Below are 18973 nucleotides of genomic sequence, written 5' to 3' on the forward strand. Positions count from 1 at the left end.
TCTGCTTCAATCAGGAGCGGCCACTGCAGGCCCGATCAGGAGGGATTCCATGCTGCGTCGTCTTCGCATCCAGGCACGGCTGTGGCTGGCCTTCGGCGTCATCCTGGCCATGACGGCCGTGCTGGTCGCGGTGGGTGGTTTCGGGTTGCGCGTGTCGCAGCAGGCCATCGAGGGCATCACGCAGAAGCTCATCCCGACGTCCAACATCACCGTCGCCGCGCGCAGCCACCTGCTGCAGAGCCGCGCGGCCACGGCGACGCTGGTGGCGGCCATCTTCAACAAGGACGGCATGACCGGCGCCAAGCAGGAGTGGGCAGCGGCCCAGACCGGCCTGGACAAGGCGATGGACGACTTCGGCGCGATGGCCACGGAGCAGAAGGGCAGGGACGCGCTGGCCAAGTTCCGTGAACTGGTCGCTGCGTACCGCAAGGCCGTCCTGCCGGTGGCCGACAAGTTGGTGGCCGATGGCTACCCCGACGCCCAGGCCGCCTTCGAGGACATGAAGGCCGCGGCCGCCGCCTACGAGCCGGCGCTGGCCATGCTGACCAACATCGAGGACGACCTGAGGAAGCGTGGCGACGAGGTCTTCGCGCGGGTCGACGGCCTGGTCAGCGGCGTCTTCGTCGGGTTCCTGGTGGCGTTCGCCGTCTGTGTCGTCGTTGGCGGCTTGCTGGCGGTGCAGATCTCGCGTTCCATCATCCGCCCGCTGGAGGCGGCCCGGCGTTTCGCGGACCGCATGGCCGGCGGCGACCTGTCACGGGCGCCCGAGGCGCGCGGCACGGACGAGTCGGCCGAGATGATGCGGGCGCTGGCGGCGATGCAGGCGTCGCTGGCCAGCATCGTTGGCCAGGTGCGCGAGTCGGCGGAGAGCATCCAGGTGGCGTCTACCGAAGTGGCCAGCGGCAACATGGACCTGAGTCAGCGCACCGAGCAGACCGCGTCCAACCTGCAGCAGGCCTCCAGTTCGATGACGCAGTTGACGGGCGTGGTCAGCCAGAGCGCCGATTCGGCCGTGACGGCTCAGCAGCTGGCCGGTGCCGCCGCCGAGACAGCCGGTCGTGGCGGTGAAGTCGTGTCGCGCGTCGTCAGCACGATGGGCGAGATCAACGATGCCAGCCGCAAGATCGCCGACATCATCGGCACCATCGACGGCATCGCGTTCCAGACCAACATCCTGGCGCTGAACGCGGCGGTGGAGGCGGCGCGGGCCGGCGAGCAGGGGCGAGGCTTCGCGGTGGTGGCCGGTGAGGTGCGCCTGCTGGCCCAGCGCAGCGCCGAGGCGGCGCGCGAGATCAAGGCGCTGATCGGCGCCAGCGTGGAGCGTGTCGAGGCGGGCACGCTGCTCGTCAACGATGCCGGCACGACGATGACCGACATCGTCGGCTCAGTGCAGCGCGTGACCGACATCATCGGCGAGATCAGCGCGGCGGCTTCCGAGCAGAGCCGCGGCATCACCCAGGTCAGCGGCACGGTGACCGAACTGGACCAGATGACTCAGCAGAATGCCGCGTTGGTGGAGGAGTCTGCCGCCGCAGCCCAGTCGTTGAAGGAGCAGGCCGTGAGGCTGGCAGGCCTGGTCAGCGGCTTCAAGCTGAGCTGACGAGCTTGCCGATATCGCTGGCGCTCGCTCGAGCGGCCACCTCGCCCACCACCAGCAGCGCGGGGCTCTTCAACCCTTCGCGGGCGATGCAGTCGGGCAGGGCGGCCAGCGTCGTCACGGCATGGCGTTGCCGGGCGGTATGCGCGGCGCTGACGACGGCCGCGGGCAGGTCGGGCCGCAGACCGGCGGCCAGCAACTGCGCGCTGATGTGCGTCGCCCGGGCCACGCCCATATAGATGACCAGTGTGAGGCCGGTGTGGGCCAGCGCGGCCCAGTCCGGTTCGTCGCGGCCTTCGCCAGGGTGGCCCGTGACGAGGATGACGCCCGGCGATGCCCGGCGGTCGGTCACGGGAATGCCGACCGCTGCGGGGCCGGCGATGCCGCTGGTCAGGCCGCTCACCACTTCGACGTCGAGGCCGGCCTCGCGCAGCGCGTCGACCTCCTCGCCGCCGCGGCCGAAGACGAAGGGGTCGCCGCCCTTGAGCCGCACGACGCGGTGGCCGGCGCGGGCCTCGCGGATCATCAGCGCGTGGATGAAGTGCTGGTCCGTCGAGATGCAGCCGCCACGCTTGCCGACGCGCAGCAGCCGGCCCTTCACGAGCGCCAGCACGCGCGGGTCGACGAGGTCGTCGGCGAGCACGACGTCGGCGGCTTCGATGCGCTTGACGGCGCGGACGGTCAGCAGTTCCGGGTCACCCGGGCCGGCGCCCACCAGCGAGACTGGAACCCCTCGGCCGCTGGGTACATCGACCGATCCCCCAAGGGGATGCGGGCCGGCTTGGGAGTGGCCCGGCGCTCGTCCCTTGACGTGGTTCATGCCGGCACCTCCTCGGGCGTCGTCGCGACGAGGCGGCGCAGCGTCGGCAGGCAGGAGCCGCATTGCGTGCCGCAGCGCTTCTCGGCCTGCAGCTTGGCCAGGCGCTCGGCGGGGCTGCCGCTGCAGCGAGCCAGCGTGAAGCGGATGACGTCCTCGCGCACGTCGAAGCAGTTGCAGACCTGCGGGCTGGCGCTGGCGCCGGGGTTGGTGGGTGGTGCGCCGGGCGACAGCAGCCAGCGGCCCACGGGCGCCGCGGCGCTGCGCTCGCGCCACAGGTCCACCAGCCACGCGCCTTCGTCGTACTGGCCCACGCGCAGCAGCGCCTGCAGCGGCGCGGTTTGTTGCTCACCGCTGTCGAGCCGAAGCAGGCGCAGGCGGCCGCGGCGGGTATCGGCGTAGCTCAGCACGTTGGCGCCGGTCAGGCCCAGCACGGCGGTCAGTTCCGCGATCAGTTCGGGCGCCGGCACCTCGGAGCAGGCGGCCTCGAAGGCCCAGCCGACCTGCTCGCCATGGCCCGGCTTCGCGGGCTCGGGCAGGCAGTGCGCGTAGCCGAAGCGCGGCATCAGTGCGCGCAGCTGTTCGCGCAGGCGCGGGCCGTCGGCGGGGGCGACCCAGGCGCAGGCGCTGAGGCGCCACGGCAGGCGGGCCGGCTCGATGGCGACGGCGCTGAACTTCAGCTCGGGCTGCTTGGAGTCGGGGCAGAAAGCGCCGTGCGTGACGGCGTTGATTCCCAGCTGCGCGCCGATGAATTCGTCGCCCCAGTGCATCGCGATGTCGGCGCCGGCCGGTGCGATGTTCTCGTCGAGCTTGATGGGCAGCACGACCGCGCCGCGGCTGGAGCGCACGTGGACCAGCTCGCCCTCGGCCAGCTTGGCTGCCGCAGCGTCGCCGGGGTTGATGCGAACCAGCGGCCGGCCTTCGTGCGCGAACAGCTTGGGCACGCTGCCGCTGCGGCTCATGCCATGCCACTGGTCGCGCATCCGGCCGGTGGTCAGCGCGAACGGGCGCTGCGGACTCGTCGTCTCGGCCGTAGCCTGGTAGGGCCGCGTGATGAAGCGGGCGCGGCCGTCGGCGGTGGCGAAGCGGCCGTCGGTGTAGAGGCGCGGGGTCGAGCCGGTGACGTAAGGCCACTGCTGCGGGCCGTCGGCGTCCAGCGTGGCCCAGCTCAGGCCGGTGATGTCGAGGTCGCGGCCGCGCGTGGCGTCGCGATGTTCCAGCCAGAGGTCTTCGGCGCCGTCGGCGGCGATGCGCGGTGCGCGACCCAGGCCGGCGTCGACGAGGGCGCCGATGTCGCGGGCGATGCGCCAGTCGGCGCGGGACTCGCCGGCCGCCGGCACGGCCGGGCGCACGCGGCTGATGCGGCGTTCGCTGTTCGTGACGGTGCCTTCCTTCTCGCCCCAGGTGGCGGCGGGCAGCAGGTAGTCGGCGTACTTGGCCGTGGCCGTGTGCGCGAAGGCCTCCTGCAGGACGACCAGCTCGCAGCGCTCCAGCGCCTGGCGCACGGTGGCCTGGTCGGGCATGGACTGCGCCGGGTTCGTGCAGGCGATCCACAGCGCCTTGATCTCGCCGCGCGCGGCGGCCTCGAACATCTCGACGGCGGTGTGGCCGCGCTTGCCCGGCAGGCCGGGCACGCCCCACAGGGCCTCGATCTCGGCCCAGTCCTCGGCCTTGGCCGGGTCGCGGTGGCCGGGCAAGAGTGTTGCCATGCCGCCGCTTTCACGGCCGCCCATCGCGTTGGGCTGACCGGTCAGCGAGAACGGGCCGGCGCCCGGCTTGCCGATCTGGCCGGTAGCCAGGTGCAGGTTGATCAGTGCGGTGTTCTTGGCCGTGCCGCTGCTGCTCTGGTTGAGGCCCTGGCAGTACAGGCTGAGCGCGGACGGCGACGTGGCGAACCACTCGGCGGCCTGCCAGATGTCGGCCTCGCTGACGCCGCAGACCTGCGCGGCGCGCGACGGTGCCCAGTCGCGCACCAGTTCCTTCAGCGCGTCGAAGCCTTCGGTGTGCTGGGCGATGAACTTGTCTGCCGTCCAACCCTGCCAGATGACGGCGTGCAGAAGGCCGTGGCACAGCGCCACGTCGGTGCCGGGGCGGATCTGCAGGTGCAGGTCGGCCAGCTCGGCGGTCTCGGTCTTGCGCGGGTCGATGACGATCAGCTTGTGGCCGGGCTTGCCGTTGCGCGCCGCTTCCAGGCGGCGGAACAGGATGGGGTGGGCCCAGGCCGGGTTGGCGCCGCTGACGAGGATGCAGTCCGCCAGCTCGATGTCCTCGTAGCTGCAGGGCGGCGCGTCGGCGCCCAGCGCCTGCTTGTAGCCCACGACGGCCGAGCTCATGCACAGCCGCGAGTTGGAGTCGATGTGCGGCGTGCCGAGGACGGCGCGCGCCAGCTTGTTGAACGCGTGGTAATCCTCGGTCAGCAGCTGGCCGGAGATGTAGATGCCGATGGACTCCGGGCCGTGTTCGGCGCGGATGGCCAGCAGCTTGTCGGCGATCTCGCGGTTGGCCTGCTCCCAGCTGATGACCTCGGGCGTCGCGCCGCGGGCGGCCCGCTTGGCGGGTTCGCGCAGGCGCTGGTGCTGGATGACGACGGGCGTGGCCGTCAGGTGCAGGTTGGTGCCCTTGGTGCACAGGCGGCCGAAGTTGGCCGGATGGTCGGGGTCGCCGCGCACGCCGGTGATCTGCGTGCCGTCATGCTCGATGACGACCCCGCAGCCGACGCCGCAGTAGGGACAGGTCGATTTGGTTTCCTGCATGCTCATGCGCGCACTCCAGTACAGAGCCCCTCGACCGGCGAGGGGATGAGCGGGGCGTGCGCCATGTCACGGCTATGCCGATCGCGCGTCAGCGCGTGTCGGCAGGTGGACTTTGTCTCGTTCATGTTTCTTCTTCGCCGGGGCTTCCGGGTCAGCCCAGCTGGCGGGCGAACTGGCCCGTCACGGTTTCCATCACGGCCAGCAGGTTCTCGCTGGCCACGAACACCTCGGCGGCGGCCTTGGAACCCTGGCTCTGGCCCGACAGCGCGGCCTGCAGGAACACCCACTGGCTCTGCGCCAGTTCCAGGTTTGCGCGGATGGCGTCGTTCGTCTCGGCCGCGTCGGTCAGCGTGCGCATCGCGGCTTCGAACTCGGCGCGGGCCTTGGCCGTCTCGCGGCGCACGAGGTCGGGGCGTGCGCCCTGCTGGTCGGCCAGGAAGAACAGCGCCAGGCGCTGCGACAGCATGCGCTGGCGGCCCGACATGTTGACGAGCATCGCGCCGGCCTCGCCGGAGCGTTCCTGCAGCTGGCCCGTGGCGACCTGGGCCAGGCTGAGCATTTCGCCCGATGCCTTGATCAGGTCATCGACGCGGTCGGGGCTGGGCGTGCTCTTGAGCAGCGCGCGGTAGTCACCGAAGCGGTGCTGCATGGCCTTGTAGCTGCCGGCGATCTCGGGCGTCGGCGCGTAGGCCAGCAGGTCGGCGAGCTGGATCTCGAAACGCGCTTCGCTGGACTGCAGCACGGCGCGGGCCCGTTCGGCCAGCTCGGGGCGCAGCTGGCCCAGCCAGGCCTTGCCCATGCGCTGGCTCAGCATGCGCTGGGCGCCGGCCTTGTCGATGGCATCGCCCAGTTGCGCAATGCGCGCGTGGGCTGGGGGGAGGGCGCCGATCAGGGTCAGGCCGGCCAGCAGCGTGGTGCGGCGGTTCAGGTGCATGGTGTTCTCAGGCAGCGGCGCAGGCGGTCTCGTTGGCGTAGTCCTCGCCGAACATCAGGCGGTCGCGGATGTCGGCGATGTTGCGGCGCTCGCGCAGCAGCTTGAAGTACCAGCCACCGTCGGCGGTGTCGCCGTACAGGCAGGCGCCGACGAGCTGGTCGTCCTGGATGACCAGCTTCTTGTAGACGCCGGTGAAGGGGTCGCTGAGCACGATCTCCTCGGTGCCCGCGCCGCCGCTGAAGTTGCCGGCCGAGAACAGGTCGATGCCGGTCACCTTGAGCTTGGTGCTGACCTGCGAGCCGAGGTAGCGGCCGATGCCGACCTGCGCGAGGTGCGTCGCCAGCACCTTGCCCTGCTCGAACAGCGGCGCGACGAGACCGTAGGCGACGCCGCGATGCGCGGCACATTCGCCGACGGCGTAGATGCGCGGGTCGGTCACCGTCTGCATCGTGTCGGTGACGACGATGCCGCGGTTGCACAGAAGGCCGGACTGCTCGGCCAGCGTCGTGTTGGGGCGCACGCCGGCGGCCATGACGACGAGGTCGGCCGGCACCTCGATGCTGTCGCCGCTGGCGACCTTGAGCTTGATGGCACGGACCCGGCCGCTGTCGCTGGCCAGCAGCGCTTGCGTCTGCGCGCCGAGCATGAAGTTCAGGCCGCGCTCGACGAGGGACTGGCGCAGCAGGTCGCCAGCCACCGTGTCGAGCTGGCGCTCCATCAGCGTGTCGACGAGGTGCACGACGGTGACCTGCATGCCGCGCAGCATCAGGCCGTTGGCGGCCTCCAGCCCCAGCAGGCCGCCGCCGATGACGACGGCGTGCTTGTACTTGGTGGCCGTCTCGATCATCGTGTTCGTGTCGGCGATGTCGCGGTAGGCGATGACGCCTTCCAGGTCCTTGCCCGGCACCGGCAGCACGAAGGGGTTGGAGCCGGTGGCGATCAGCAGGCGGTCGTACTCGGCCACCGTGCCGTCGGCGGCGATGACGCGGCGACGCTGACGGTCGATCTCGGTGACGGTCTTGCCCAGGTGCAGCGTGATGCCGTTCTCCTCGTACCAGGAGAGCGGGTTCAGGATGATCTCGTCCAGCGTCTGCTCGCCGGCCAGCACGGGCGACAGCAGGATGCGGTTGTAGTTGGGGTGCGGCTCGGCGCCGAAGACGGTGATGTCGTAGAGATCCGGCGAGATCTTCAGCAGCTCCTCCAGCGTGCGCACGCCGGCCATGCCGTTGCCCACCATCACGAGCTTCATCTTCTTCATGCCTAACCCCTTACTGCAAAGCTGGTCTGCCCTTTGCTTTGCAAGGCATGTGCCAGCGATGAAGCTGGCCTTTCGACCGGCCGCAGCGTGCAAAACGACCAGCGGCGCCCCACGCCGAAGCGAATCAAGGCCCGGTGCGGGTGCACTCACCCTAAAAATTGCACCAACAGCGGGCTTGTGACCGCTCGGTGACTGCCCCTTTTTGAATGCGCTTCGAACTCGATACCGGCCTGTCCAGCCTGCAAGGCAAACGCGCGCGCAATGAAGACTTCGCGGGCGTGCAGGCGCCCGCCACGCACGAGGCCGAGCGCGGCTGGGTCGCGGCGTTGGCCGACGGCGTCAGCGGCGGCGAGCACGCCAACGGCGATGGGCTGATGGCCGCGCAGACGTCCGTCATGAGCCTGCTGCGCGACTTCCACGCGGTGCCGGCCGACTGGGACACCAGCGTCGCGCTGGATCGCCTGCTGGGCCACCAGAACGCCTGGCTGGCTTCGCACAACCGCCGCCCCGGCGCCGACGGACAACCGCGCGAGGCGTTGACGACGTTGACGGCGCTGGCGTTGCGTGGCCGCCGCTATGCCATCGCCCACATCGGCGACAGCCGCGCCTGGCTGCTGCGCGACGGCGAATGCCTGTTGCTGACGCAGGACCACCGCATGGAGCGCCGCGACTTCGCCGGCCTCACGCGCGCGCTGGGCCTGGACGACGCGCTGCGGCTGGACCACAGCCAGGGCGAGCTGCGCGTCGGCGACCGCCTGCTGCTGACCAGCGACGGCGTGCACGGGGCCTTGCGTGGCCGCCAGATCGCCGACCTGCTGCGCGGCACGCCGGGCGCGCAAGCCGCCGCCGACGCGCTGACCGCCGCGGCACTGGCCGCCGGCAGCCTGGACAACGCCACCGCGCTGGTGCTGGACGTCAAGGACCTGGCCGACCCCGGCCTGAACGACCTCGCCGCGCTGGGCCGTACGCTGCCCAGCCCCGGGCCGCTGGGCGTGGGGGCCACGCTCGATGGCTACCAAGTGACGGCCCTCGTCGCCGACAACGGCGTGCACCGCCTGCTGCAGGCGCGCGAGCTGGCCACGGGCCGCCTCGTCGCGCTGAAGATGCTGCGCCCCGGCCGCGCCGACGACCCCGAGGAGCGGGCCATGCTGGCCCACGAGATCTGGCTGGGTCTGCGTCTGGCCGAGGCGCCGCGCAGCCGGCGTGGTGGCGGCGCCAGCAGCGGCTTCGTGCGCGTGCATGCGCCGGCCGATGGCGCGACGCATTTCTATGCGGTGTTCGACTGGCACCACGGCCACACGCTGGAGCAGTTGCTGGCCAAGGGCCCGCTGGATGCGGCCCAGGCGCTGGCGCTGGGCGCTGCGGTGGCGCGGTCGCTGAGCCTGCTGCACGCAGCCGGCGTCGTGCACCGCGATCTCAAGCCCGGCAACCTGCACCTGGGCGACGACGGTCAGTGGCGTGTGCTGGACCTCGGCGTCGCGCTGAGCCGGCGCTCGTCAGCCGCCGCCCGCGAGCTGCACGCCGGCACGCCCAGCTACATCAACCCCGAGCAGTGGCAGGACCCGCCGCAGCCGCCGGACGCCGGCTCCGACCTGTTCGCGCTGGGCGTCACGCTCTACCAGGCGCTGACCGGCAAGCTGCCCTATGGCGAGATCGAGCCCTACCAGCTGGCCCGCTACAAGCGCGAGCCGGTGAGCGTCAGCCGGCTGCAGCCCAGCGTGCCAATGCCGCTGGACCGCGTCGTCATGCGTGCCGTCGCCCGCGAGGCCAAGGCGCGCTTCGAGACGGCCGAGGAGCTGCTGCTCGCGCTGGACCGCAGCGCCGCGCGCGACCAGCCGGCATCCGCGCGCGCGCCGCGCAACGGCCATGGCGGCAGCGACCCGGCGACGACGTGGAAGATCGCCTTCGGCGTGTCGGTGCTGTTCAACCTCTTGCTGATCGCCTGGTTGCTGTTTCTGCCGAAGTGAGTCGGCACCAGGACTGACAAGGCCCCGGGAGCCGCGAGGCGCCCAGGGCCTTGTTGTTGGTGAGGCCGGCGTTCAACCGGCTTGCGCGTCAGACGCGCTGGTAGTGCACCGGGTCGGCGTCCTGCGCGGCGGCGGCGGCGCGGCGGGCGCGGCCTCCCTTTTCGGCCCAGGTGCGGGTCCAGCGGATCTGCATGACGCGCATGACGCCCAGCATCAGCACGGCCAGCACGGCGAACACGACGAAGCCCCAGGCGTAGGTGCCGGCGTGCTGCTTGGACATGCCCATCAGGTTGGGCACCAGACCGCCGCCCAGTGCGCCGATCTCGCCGATCATCGAACCGGCCACGGCCGTGGCCGCGGGCCAGCGCAGCGGCACCAGCTGGAAGAGGGCGCCGTTGCCGGCGCCGAGTGCCGCGAAGCAGGCGATCAGCAGCAGCGTCGTCAGCACCAGCGAACCGCTGCTGAAGCCCACGCCGACGAGGCAGACGGCCACGGCCACCAGCACAAGCGTCAGCACGTTGACGCCGCCCCAGCGGTCCGACAGCGCGCCGCCGATGACGCGCACCGCGGCGCCCATGAAGGCTGCCAGCATCGTCAGCTGGCCGGCCTGCACCTTGGACACGCCGAACTGGTCGTAGTAGTAGGTGGGCAGGAAGGTCGTCAGGCCGATGAAGCCGCCGAAGGTCACGCCGTAGATGAGGCTGAAGGCCCAGCCGTCCTTCTCGAACAGGCAGGCGACGTGCTCGCGCATCGAGGCATGGCTGTCGACGTCCGGCGGCTCCTTGGCGAAGACGATCATGACGATCATCGGCACGAGGATGGCGCAGGCGGCGAAGGCGTAGACCGTCTGCCAGCCGTAGGCCTGGGCCAGCGGCGGCGCGACGAGCACCGACACGGCCGTGCCGACGTTGCCGGCGCCGACCAGGCCCATGGCCAGGCCCTTGTACTGCGGCGGGAACCAGCCCGAGCCCAGGCTCAGCGCGACGCCGAAGCTCGCGCCGGCGATGCCCAGCAGCACGCCCATGGCCAGCATGTCGTCGTAGCTCTTCACCATGAAGTAGCCGTACAGCATGGCGATGGTGATCATGCCCATCTCGACCAGCGTGGCGTTCTTGCGGCCGATGTACTGCGACAGCAGGCCCAGCGGGAAGCGCATCAGCGCGCCGGCCATGATGGGGATGGAGAGCATCAGCCCCTTCTGGGCCGGCGTCAGGCCGTAGGCCTCGCTGATGAACGGCGCCAGTGCGCCGTTGAGCACCCAGATGCAGCAGGAGAACGCGAAATACAGGAAGGCGGCGAACAGCGTGGGGCTGTGGCCGGCGCGTTTGAAGTTCTGGAATGCGGACATCTCGGGCTCTATCTTGCTGGCCGCGAGCGCCCATGCGCACCCACCGGTCGCATGCCAGGGCGGCAGGACGTCACAGCGGGAAGGCGTTCGCACCATTGCGACCACCACGCGCCGATACTTGCAAACCTCATGCCCACTCAACGGCGAGCAGGCTGGCCTGGTTCTTGCGCCGTTTTGGGGCGTGAGTCATCCAGTCATGTCAGAAACCGTTTTCTCCCCCTCCCTGTCTCCCGTGCTGTGCAGCCCCGAGCCGCCGTCGCAAAGCGCTGCTTTGCAGGCCCTGGGCTGGACGGTGCGCACCGTTTCCGAGCTTGCCGCGCCCGCCGACGGGCAGGCGCTGGGCCTGCTCTGGTGCCCGGATCGCACCGCCTTGGCGCAGTTGCTGCACTCCGAGCGGGCTTTCGGCCTGCCCGTGGTGCTGCTGTCGCCACCGCCCGAGGGCGACGAGCGCCGTGCGCTGCTGGCCCGTGGCGTGCTGCAGTGGCTGCCGCCTGACGCCGATGCGGCCCAGCTCGACCAGGCGCTGGGCTGGGCCCACGACCTCGCCGCCCAGCTGCAGGCCCGCGACAGTGCCGCCCAGGCCAAGCTCGACGAACGCAAGTGGACCGAGCGCGCCAAGGGCCTGCTGATGCAGGCGCGTGGCATCGACGAGGCAGCCGCCTTCGCGCTGCTGCGCAACACGGCGATGCAGACGCAGTCCAAGCTGCCCGAGGTGGCGCGGGGTGTCGTGCACACCAGCGAGCTGGCCGAGGCGCTGGAGCGCGCCGGCGCGCAGCGCATGCTGAGCCAGCGCATCGTCAAGCTGCAGGCGCTGCGCCAGTGGCCGCGGCTGGCGCCGCCCGAGAAGCGCGAAGCGCAGGCGCTGCTGGACGTGTCGGCCGAGCGCGTGGCCGCCAACCTGGCAAGGCTGGCCGAGTTGCTGCGCAGCGACCTCGCCGAGGAGCTGGGGGCCGTCTCCACTGCCTGGGCCCAGCTCGACGCGGCGCTGGCCGCCCGCCAGCCCGACCTGGCCCGCAGCGACCGCGCTGCGCAGAAGCTGCTGGAGACCAGCGAGACGCTGGTGGCGCGGCTGTCCGAGCGTGCCGGCCAGCGCCCCGTGGGCCTGCTGGCCCAGGTGACACGGCTGCGGCTGCTCAGCCAGCGGCTGGCCAAGGAGGGCCTGCTCGCCCAGGTCACGCCCGGCCACGACGCCAGCGGGCTGGCCGCGGGGCTGGACGAATTCATCAGGGCCTACGACGAGGTGCGTGCCGCGCCGCTGGCCGGCCCGGCACTGCAGCCCGCCTTCGCCGCCGTGGACGAGGCCTGGCTGGTGCTGCTGCGCGGCCTGCGCGTGGAGCAGGGCGACGCCGTGCAGCGCATGCACCAGGGCAGCGAGCGGCTGCTGCAGGCGCTGGAGGCGTTGACGCGGGCGCTGCAGGGGTCGTTGCAGCTGATCCTCGGCTAGCTGCCTGCGGCCGTCGTGCCTTCGGGGCCGAGCGCCGGGCCGGCCCGCGCTGGCGATGTGCAAGCGGCTCAACGCCGCCTGCATCGCCGTCCCCTCGGGTGACCGACCGGCGGCATCCGCGTACAGCGTGGCGCAGCCGGGTGAGGGGCACCATGTCAGCCAGGACACAATCTGCCGATTCCCTCGATACATCATCGCGATGCAATGCCTCCATCCGACTTTCGAAGGAGACGCAATGCACGACGAACACGACCACGACCACGACCTGGGCCTGGCCCATGACCTGACCCGGCTGCAGCAGCAGGCGCTGGAGCGCCGCGCCGCGCTGCGCTGGCTGATGGGCGCGGGCGCCGTGTCGCTGGGCGGCACCGGCACGCTGCTGTTGTCCGGCTGCGGCGGCGGGGGCAGCGACGCCGCCAGCAGCAGCTCCTCCTCGTCGTCCTCTTCCTCCAGTTCGTCGGGCAGCAGCTCGTCGTCGGGCAGCTCCAGTTCCAGCAGCACGAGCTGCTCCGTCATCCCCGAGGAAACGCAAGGTCCCTACCCGGGCGACGGCTCCAACACGGCCAACGGCAGCATCGCCAACGCGCTGCTGCTGTCGGGCATCGTGCGCAGCGACATCCGCTCCAGCATCGGCAGCGCCAGCGGCGTCGCCACGGGCGTGTCGCTTCAGGTCATCATCGAGCTCGTGAACACGAACGCCTCCTGCGCCGACCTGTCCGGCTACGCCATCTACCTGTGGCACTGCGACGCGCTGGGCCGCTACTCCATGTACTCCAGCGGCGTGACCGCCGAGAACTATCTGCGCGGTGTGCAGGCCACCGGCAGCGACGGCACGGTCACCTTCCAGACCATCTACCCCGGCTGCTACTCTGGCCGCGTGCCGCACATCCACTTCGAGGTCTACCGCAGCACCAACACGGCCAGCAGCTACAGCAACAAGCTGAAGACTTCGCAGATGTGCTTCCCGACCGACGTCAGCGCCGCCGTCTACGCCGGCAGCGGCTACAGCGGCAGCGCGGCCAACAACAGCGCCATCAGCTTCTCCACCGATGGCATCTTCAGCGACGGGTATTCGACGCAAATGACCACGGTCACCGGCTCCAACAGCGCCGGCTACGTGGCCAAACTGAAAGTGGGCATCTCTGTATGAATGGACATTGCCTTGTCGTCGATGACGACGCCGAGATCCGCACCAGCCTGAAGACCTACCTCGAAGGGTTCGGCTGGCAGATCACCTTGGCGGCGGACGGCGGGGCAATGCGGCAGGCGATGGCGGCGGTCCGACCCGACGTCGTCGTGCTGGACCTGATGCTGCCTGGCGAGGACGGCCTGGCGCTGCTGCGCTGGCTGGGCACCCAGCCCGACTCGCCGCCGGTGCTGATGCTGACCGCGCGCGGCGACACGATGAGCCGTGTCGTCGGCCTGGAGCTGGGCGCCGACGACTACCTCGCCAAGCCCTTCGAGCCGCGCGAGCTGGTGGCGCGGCTGCAGGCGCTGCTGCGGCGCTCGAACAAGGGCTCGCCGGTGCAGGACGACACGCGCACGCTGCGCTTCGGCCGCTGGCGCTTCGACCGGCTGGCCCGCCAGCTCGTCACCCCCGACGACGTCGGCGTCGCGCTGTCCAGCGCCGAGTTCCGGCTGCTCGCCGCCTTCGTGCAGCGCCCGGGCCGCGTGCTCAACCGCGACCAGCTCATCGAGCTGACGCGTGCGCCCGGCGTGGAGGTCAACGACCGCAGCATCGACCTGGCCGTATCAAGGCTGCGCGCCAAGCTCGGCGACACGGCGCGCGAGCCCAGCCTCATCCGCACCGTGCGCGGCGAGGGCTATCTCTTCGACGCCGAGGTCACTGCATGCTGAACCGGCTCAAGTCCTGGGATGGCCTGGGACTGAGGCTGTTCCTGCTGATGTGGGCCGCGCTCGCGCTGAGCCATCTGGCCGCCTGGCTGCTGCTGTCACAGGCGCTGCATGGCCCGTTGAAGGGTGACTTGCGCGAACGCTTTCCCAGCGGCCCGCCGCAGATGCGCATGGATGGCCGCTCGCCGCCGCCCGGCGCGTTCGGCCCGGGCGGGCCCGGCGGCCCCCGCGACGAGGGCCGGGACGACTTCGGCGACGCCGGCCCGCCGGCGCGCGGCGAGCCGCCGATGGCGCCGCCCGCCGGCATGCAGGTGCGCGTGCCCACGTTCCCGTCACTGCCGCCCGACCTGCCGTGGCGCTCCAGCCTCGTCGATTACGGCGTGCGCCTGCTGGTCATCGCGCTGGCGGCGTGGTGGGGCTCGCGCTGGCTGGCGGGCCCGGTGCGCCGGCTCGTCAGTGCCGCGCAGCAGCTCACGCCCGCGCTGGCCCGGGGGCGGCCGGCGCCTCGCCTGGACGAGGACACCGGTACGGTCGAGGTGCGCGAGGCCGCGGCCGTCTTCAACCGCATGGCGGCCGAGCTGAGCGGCCAGTTCGAGGAGCGCGGCCTGATGATCGCGGCCATCTCCCACGACCTGCGCACGCCGCTGACGCGCATGCGGCTGCGGCTGGAGACGGGCGAGGTCGAGCCCAAGGTGCGCGACCGCTGCATCGACGACCTGCGCGAGATGAACCGGCTCGTCGAGAGCGTCATCGAGGTCTTCCGCCCCGCCGAGATGGCCCAGCCGCAGCGCGTGGACCTGTCGGCGCTGGCGCAGTCCGCCGTCGACGACCTGGCCGAGGCCGGCCTGACGGTCAGCTTCGACGGGCCGCCCGCCGTCGTGCGTGCCGATCCGGTGTCCCTGCGCCGCGTCATCGACAACCTCGTCGGCAACGCGCTGCGCTACGCCGGCAACGCGCGCGTCAGCGTCGAGTTGTCCGCCGGTGTGACGCGGCTGGTGGTGGAGGACGACGGCCCCGGCATCCCCGAGGCCGAGCTGGAGCGAGTGCGCCAGCCTTTCCGCCGCGTCGAGGGCTCGCGCAACCGCGCCACGGGTGGCACCGGCCTGGGGCTCTACATCGCGCAGCAGTTGGTGCAGCGGCAGGGCGGTGCGCTGGTACTGAGCAACCGCGTCGAGGGTGGGTTGCGGGCGGAAGTCGTGTTCTAGGCCGCCCGCCGCGCGTACCGCGCCGGCGGCTGCCCCACGTGCCGCGTGAAAGCCACGCTGAACGTGCTGGCCGAGCTGTAGCCTACGCGCTCCGCCACGTCAGCCACCGGCAGACCCTGGCCGCGCAGCAGCCGTTGCGCCAGGGCCATGCGCCAGGTCAGCAGATAGGTCATGGGCGCCACGCCCACGGCACGCGTGAATCGCTCGAAGAACGCCGACCGCGACAGCGCCGCCTCCCTGGCCAGCGACGCCATCGTCCACGCGCGCGCCGGCTGCTCGTGCACGCCTCGCAGCGCGGCCGCCAGGCGCGCATCGGCCAGGCCGCGCACCAGGCCCGGCGACGCCGTCGTGCCCGAGGCCGAACGCAGCGCCTCGATCAGCAGCACCTCCAGCAGCCGTGCCAGCACCTCGTCGCGCGCCGGGCGTCCGGCGCGGGTTTCGTCGATGAGCAGTTGCACCAGCGCCATCAGCCGTGGCTCGCCGCGCACATGCACGCGCTGCGGCAGCAGCGACACCAGCAGCGCTGCGTCGGGTGAGCCGAAGTGACAGTGGCCCACCAGCAGGCACACGTCGGGCGACGCGTCCGGCGCACCGACACGGTAGCTGCCGTCGGGCTGCAGCGTGGGCACGGTGTCGGGGGTGTCGGTCGGCGGTGGCACCGCGCTGCTGTTGGTGAACGGCTGGGCTGCCGGCACCAGCACGAAGTCGCCCGCCTGCAGCGCCAGCGCGTCCTGCCCGTCGACGGTGAGCTGGCAGGCACCGTCCAGCACCACGGCATAGAACGGCAACCCGGCCTCGGCCCGGCGCACCCGCCACGCGCCCGCGCCGGTCACCACCTTGGAGTGGCGCGCGGCGGGCTGCAGCAGGCCCACGACATCGGCGAGGGGGTCGATCACGGCAGGACGATGGCGAATGTTTTGTGGACTTTCAATTGTAGTAAGTCCGGTGATGCAGCCCTATCGTGAAGGCCTCGCTTCAACGAAAGGCTTTTCCCCATGAACACCGTGCTGATCACCGGCTGCTCGTCAGGCTTCGGGCTGGCCGCCGCCCGCCACTTTCTCGCCCAGGGCTGGCAGGTCGTCGCCACCATGCGCACGCCGCGAGCCGATGTGCTGACACCGGCCGAGCGCCTGCGCGTGCTGCAGCTGGACGTGACGGACGCGGCCAGCATCCGCGACTGCATCGCCGCCGCCGGCCGCATCGATGTGCTGGTCAACAACGCCGGCATCGGCCTGCTGGGCGCACTGGAAGGCATCCCGATGGACCGCGTGCGGGAGATCTTCGAGACCAACACCTTCGGCACCATGGCGCTGACTCAGGCCGTGCTGCCGCAGATGCGCGAGCGCGGCTCGGGCGTGATCGTCAACGTCACGTCCAGCGTCACGCTGAAGGACCTGCCGCTGCTGGCCGTCTACACCGCGAGCAAGGCTGCGGTGAACGCATTCACCGAGGTGCTGGCGCTGGAGCTGGCGCCGTTCGGCGTGCAGACGCGCCTGGTGCTGCCCGGCCGCGCGCCGACGACGAAGTTCGGCGAGAACGCCCGTTCGCGCATGGACGGCAGCATCCCCGGGCCCTACGCCGAACTGGCCGGGCGCGTGTTCGCCGATTGGGCGCAGTCGACCGAGGCCGTCACGCAGGCGCAGGATGTGGCCCAGGCCGTGTGGCGCGCGGCGACCGAGGCCGACGCGCCGATGCGGATCGCAGCGGGCGCGGACGCCGTCGCGTTGATGCCCTAGTCCAGGAGGCGGGCTCGCACGCCGCGTGCCGCGCAGAACGCGCGGTAATCGGCGATGCGATCGGCCGTGGTGATGCGCCGCTGCAGCGCGCCATTGGGCGCCACATAGTCCACGTCGCCGCGCACGACGACGTGCAGCACCAGCACCTCGTCGCCCACCGCGGCCCAGCTGTCGACATTGCCGTCGGGTTCGAAGACGTAGTCGCCGGGGCCGATGACGCGGCCGTCGTCCAGGCGGCGGTGACCCTGCAGGTTGAGGCCGTGCACCTCGCCGTGGTGGCGGTGCAGCGTCAGCGCCGTGCCGGGTGCGAGGCGCATCAGCTCGACCCAGCCGCCGCCCTCGGCTTCAGGCAGGAACTGCAGCGGCAGCGACCACTTGCCCTCGCCCTCGGGCATCCATGCGTCCAGGCCGGCACGCGCCAGCGCGGCGCGCACATGGGGCTGGACGTGCGGCTGCAGGCCGTCCAGGGGTGTCGTCATCGTCATGAAGGGCTCCGCTATTTGAAGGCCTTAGAGTGCCGGCTTGCATGGCTCCAGGTAAGGGCCAAGCGGCCGGGAAGACATGGAGCCAAGCCTCGAACTCGATCTGCACATCGCCGCGCGTGGTTCGCGGCTGGCCAGCCTGCATGCGGCGCTGCGCGAGGCCATCGCCAACGGCCGCCTGGCGCCGGGGCTGAGGCTGCCGTCGTCGCGCGAGCTGGCGGCCAGCGTCGGCGTGTCGCGCAACACGGCCGTGGCAGCCTACGAGCTGCTGGCCTCGGAGGGCTGGCTGGAGTCGCGCGGGGCCAGTGGCAGCTACGTCGCCGAGTTGCCGCGGGCCGCGGTGCAGGTGTCGGACCGCGCCAGCGTCGCGCCCTGGGCCGACAGCCCCTGGCTGCGTGGCGAGATCACGCCGCTGCCCTGGAGCATCCCCACCGGGCCGCGGCCGGCGTACCGCTTCATGACCGGCACGCCGGACATCGCGAGCTTTCCCTTCGAGGTGCTGCGCCGGCTGCGGACGCGCGCGCTGCAGGCGCTGGCGCGCAAGCCGGCGAGCTACCCGCGCCCGCAAGGCCTGCCGGCGCTGCGCGAGGCCATCGCGAAGCATGTGTCCTCGTCTCGCGCGGTGGCCTGCACGGCGGACGACATCGTCATCACGGCCGGCGCCCAGCAGGCCTTCGACCTGATCGCGCGCGTGCTCGTCACGCCGGGGCAGACGCTGGCCGCCGTGGAAGACCCCGGCTACCCGCCGCTGCGCGCCGCGCTGGCGAGCGCGGGTGCCCGGCTGGCACCGGTGCCGGTGGACCGCGACGGTCTCGTCGTCGGCGCGCTGCCGGCCGGCACGCGCATCGTCTGCGTGACGCCGTCGCACCAGTTCCCGCTGGGCGTGGCGCTGTCGCTGGCGCGGCGGCGCGAACTGCTGAACTGGGCGGCGCGCGAGCAGGCCGTCATCGTCGAGGACGACTACGACGGCGAGTTCCGCTTCACGCCGCGGCCGCTGGACGCGTTGAAGACGCTGGACCGCGACGGCCGTGTCTTCTACGTCGGCACGCTGTCCAAGAGCATGCTGCCGGCGCTGCGCATCGGTTTCATCGTTGCGCCCGCCTGGGCGCGCGACGCCCTCGTCACGGCCCGGCAGACGCTGGACTTCAGCTCGCCAGCGCTGCTGCAGATGGCCGTGGCGGATTTCATCGCCGAAGGCCATCTGCTGCGCCACGTGCGGCGCATGCGCGGCGAATACGCCGAGCGGCGGCGCGTGCTGGAGCAGAGCCTGCAGCGCCATCTGGGCGCGCAGGCCGAGGTCTACCCGGCCATCGCCGGCCTGCACCTGGCGGTGGCGCTGCCGGTGGACTGCGACGAGCTGGCGCGGCGTGCCTGGACCGCCGGCGTGGGCGTGGAGCCGCTGAGTCGCTACCGGATGGCGGCCGGCGGTCCGGACGGGCTGGTGTTCGGCTACGGCGCGATCGATGCGGCACGCATCCCTGAGGCGGTGCGGCGCCTGGCCCAGGTGCTTGGCACCCTCTGAATTGCCGGACTTGGCTCTGTGACGCGGGGGCCGGCCTGCCTACGCTGCCGGCTCCG

14 protein-coding genes and 1 pseudogene are annotated in these 18973 nt (G+C 71.5%); 8 read left to right on the forward strand and 7 right to left on the reverse strand.

Translation table 11 applies throughout. The features are described 5' to 3' along the window. The first annotated feature begins 49 nt into the window (after nucleotides 1–49). A complete protein-coding gene (locus ACG04R_RS15445; RefSeq protein WP_394412227.1) occupies nucleotides 50–1600 on the forward strand; it encodes a methyl-accepting chemotaxis protein in 1551 nt (516 codons plus the stop codon). On the opposite strand, the gene cobA is transcribed toward ACG04R_RS15445, so the two are convergent. From cobA to ACG04R_RS15465, 4 genes and pseudogenes are all read right to left on the reverse strand, one after another. Then, nucleotides 1587–2417, reverse strand: a complete 831-nt coding sequence (gene cobA, locus ACG04R_RS15450; RefSeq protein ID WP_394412230.1) for a uroporphyrinogen-III C-methyltransferase — start codon at nucleotides 2415–2417, stop codon at nucleotides 1587–1589. The genes ACG04R_RS15445 and cobA overlap by 14 nt on opposite strands. Continuing rightward, the gene (locus ACG04R_RS15455; RefSeq protein WP_394412233.1) at nucleotides 2414–5173 is read right to left on the reverse strand and encodes a nitrate reductase; all 2760 of its coding nucleotides are present in this window, start codon (nucleotides 5171–5173) and stop codon (nucleotides 2414–2416) included. The genes cobA and ACG04R_RS15455 overlap by 4 nt, the downstream gene beginning before the upstream one ends. 145 nt (nucleotides 5174–5318) lie before the next feature. Then, complete coding sequence (locus ACG04R_RS15460) at nucleotides 5319–6101, reverse strand: type IV pili methyl-accepting chemotaxis transducer N-terminal domain-containing protein (RefSeq protein ID WP_394412236.1); 783 nt, start codon at nucleotides 6099–6101, stop codon at nucleotides 5319–5321. A 25-nt stretch (nucleotides 6102–6126) separates the two neighbouring features. Beyond that, nucleotides 6127–7359, reverse strand: a pseudogene (locus tag ACG04R_RS15465) (NAD(P)/FAD-dependent oxidoreductase); the annotation flags it as partial. 206 nt (nucleotides 7360–7565) lie between these two features. Between ACG04R_RS15465 and ACG04R_RS15470 the strand changes: the two are divergent. Continuing rightward, nucleotides 7566–9326: a bifunctional protein-serine/threonine kinase/phosphatase gene (locus tag ACG04R_RS15470; protein ID WP_394412239.1), complete on the forward strand. Its 1761-nt coding sequence runs from the start codon at nucleotides 7566–7568 to the stop codon at nucleotides 9324–9326. Between the two features lie 88 nt (nucleotides 9327–9414). Here ACG04R_RS15470 and ACG04R_RS15475 read toward each other — a convergent pair whose 3' ends face one another. After that, nucleotides 9415–10674, reverse strand: coding sequence for an MFS transporter (locus ACG04R_RS15475; RefSeq protein ID WP_394412243.1), 1260 nt, complete (start codon nucleotides 10672–10674; stop codon nucleotides 9415–9417). Between the two features lie 196 nt (nucleotides 10675–10870). Between ACG04R_RS15475 and ACG04R_RS15480 the strand changes: the two genes are divergently transcribed. The 4 genes from ACG04R_RS15480 to ACG04R_RS15495 all read left to right on the forward strand — a co-directional run bounded on the left by ACG04R_RS15480 (nucleotide 10871) and on the right by ACG04R_RS15495 (nucleotide 15177). Further along, nucleotides 10871–12118 carry an ANTAR domain-containing protein gene (locus ACG04R_RS15480; RefSeq protein ID WP_394412246.1) on the forward strand — a complete coding sequence of 416 codons (1248 nt, stop codon included), beginning with the start codon at nucleotides 10871–10873 and terminating at the stop codon, nucleotides 12116–12118. A gap of 235 nt (nucleotides 12119–12353) precedes the next feature. Beyond that, complete coding sequence (locus ACG04R_RS15485) at nucleotides 12354–13268, forward strand: dioxygenase family protein (RefSeq protein ID WP_394412249.1); 915 nt, start codon at nucleotides 12354–12356, stop codon at nucleotides 13266–13268. After that, nucleotides 13265–13975: a response regulator gene (locus ACG04R_RS15490; RefSeq protein ID WP_394412251.1), complete on the forward strand. Its 711-nt coding sequence runs from the start codon at nucleotides 13265–13267 to the stop codon at nucleotides 13973–13975. The genes ACG04R_RS15485 and ACG04R_RS15490 overlap by 4 nt, the downstream gene beginning before the upstream one ends. After that, the gene (locus ACG04R_RS15495) at nucleotides 13969–15177 is read left to right on the forward strand and encodes an ATP-binding protein (protein ID WP_394412254.1); all 1209 of its coding nucleotides are present in this window, start codon (nucleotides 13969–13971) and stop codon (nucleotides 15175–15177) included. The genes ACG04R_RS15490 and ACG04R_RS15495 overlap by 7 nt, the downstream gene beginning before the upstream one ends. Here ACG04R_RS15495 and ACG04R_RS15500 read toward each other — a convergent pair. Beyond that, entirely contained in the window at nucleotides 15174–16073 is a 900-nt protein-coding gene (locus tag ACG04R_RS15500; protein WP_394412257.1) for an AraC family transcriptional regulator, read from the reverse strand. The genes ACG04R_RS15495 and ACG04R_RS15500 overlap by 4 nt on opposite strands. Nucleotides 16074–16172: 99 nt before the next feature. Between ACG04R_RS15500 and ACG04R_RS15505 the strand changes: the two genes are divergently transcribed. Then, on the forward strand, nucleotides 16173–16913 hold the full coding sequence (locus ACG04R_RS15505; protein ID WP_394412260.1) for an SDR family oxidoreductase: 741 nt from the start codon (nucleotides 16173–16175) through the stop codon (nucleotides 16911–16913). Here the strand turns inward: ACG04R_RS15505 and ACG04R_RS15510 are convergent. Next, complete coding sequence (locus tag ACG04R_RS15510) at nucleotides 16910–17398, reverse strand: cupin domain-containing protein (protein ID WP_394412263.1); 489 nt, start codon at nucleotides 17396–17398, stop codon at nucleotides 16910–16912. The genes ACG04R_RS15505 and ACG04R_RS15510 overlap by 4 nt on opposite strands. Nucleotides 17399–17474: 76 nt before the next feature. Here ACG04R_RS15510 and pdxR point away from each other — a divergent pair, with 76 nt between their 5' ends. Further along, nucleotides 17475–18917 (forward strand): MocR-like pyridoxine biosynthesis transcription factor PdxR, encoded by a 1443-nt coding sequence (gene pdxR / locus ACG04R_RS15515; protein ID WP_394412266.1) that lies wholly within the window; start codon nucleotides 17475–17477, stop codon nucleotides 18915–18917. Nucleotides 18918–18973 lie beyond the last annotated feature (56 nt).

Origin of the sequence: Pelomonas candidula (assembly GCF_043555985.1) — a bacterium.
Taxonomy (GTDB): Bacteria; Pseudomonadota; Gammaproteobacteria; order Burkholderiales; family Burkholderiaceae_C; genus Pelomonas; species Pelomonas candidula.

Excerpts from the sequence above, each read along its gene's own strand:
- ACG04R_RS15490 (WP_394412251.1), top strand. The coding sequence starts at position 13,265 with ATGAATGGACATTGCCTTGTCGTCGATGACGACGCCGAGATCCGCACC.
- ACG04R_RS15505 (WP_394412260.1), top strand. The coding sequence starts at position 16,173 with ATGAACACCGTGCTGATCACCGGCTGCTCGTCAGGCTTCGGGCTGGCC.
- ACG04R_RS15460 (WP_394412236.1), bottom strand. The coding sequence starts at position 6,101 with ATGCACCTGAACCGCCGCACCACGCTGCTGGCCGGCCTGACCCTGATC.
- ACG04R_RS15480 (WP_394412246.1), top strand. The coding sequence starts at position 10,871 with ATGTCAGAAACCGTTTTCTCCCCCTCCCTGTCTCCCGTGCTGTGCAGC.
- ACG04R_RS15475 (WP_394412243.1), bottom strand. The coding sequence starts at position 10,674 with ATGTCCGCATTCCAGAACTTCAAACGCGCCGGCCACAGCCCCACGCTG.
- ACG04R_RS15510 (WP_394412263.1), bottom strand. The coding sequence starts at position 17,398 with ATGACGATGACGACACCCCTGGACGGCCTGCAGCCGCACGTCCAGCCC.
- ACG04R_RS15485 (WP_394412249.1), top strand. The coding sequence starts at position 12,354 with ATGCACGACGAACACGACCACGACCACGACCTGGGCCTGGCCCATGAC.
- cobA (WP_394412230.1), bottom strand. The coding sequence starts at position 2,417 with ATGAACCACGTCAAGGGACGAGCGCCGGGCCACTCCCAAGCCGGCCCG.
- ACG04R_RS15470 (WP_394412239.1), top strand. The coding sequence starts at position 7,566 with ATGCGCTTCGAACTCGATACCGGCCTGTCCAGCCTGCAAGGCAAACGC.
- ACG04R_RS15455 (WP_394412233.1), bottom strand. The coding sequence starts at position 5,173 with ATGAGCATGCAGGAAACCAAATCGACCTGTCCCTACTGCGGCGTCGGC.
- ACG04R_RS15495 (WP_394412254.1), top strand. The coding sequence starts at position 13,969 with ATGCTGAACCGGCTCAAGTCCTGGGATGGCCTGGGACTGAGGCTGTTC.
- pdxR (WP_394412266.1), top strand. The coding sequence starts at position 17,475 with ATGGAGCCAAGCCTCGAACTCGATCTGCACATCGCCGCGCGTGGTTCG.
- ACG04R_RS15445 (WP_394412227.1), top strand. The coding sequence starts at position 50 with ATGCTGCGTCGTCTTCGCATCCAGGCACGGCTGTGGCTGGCCTTCGGC.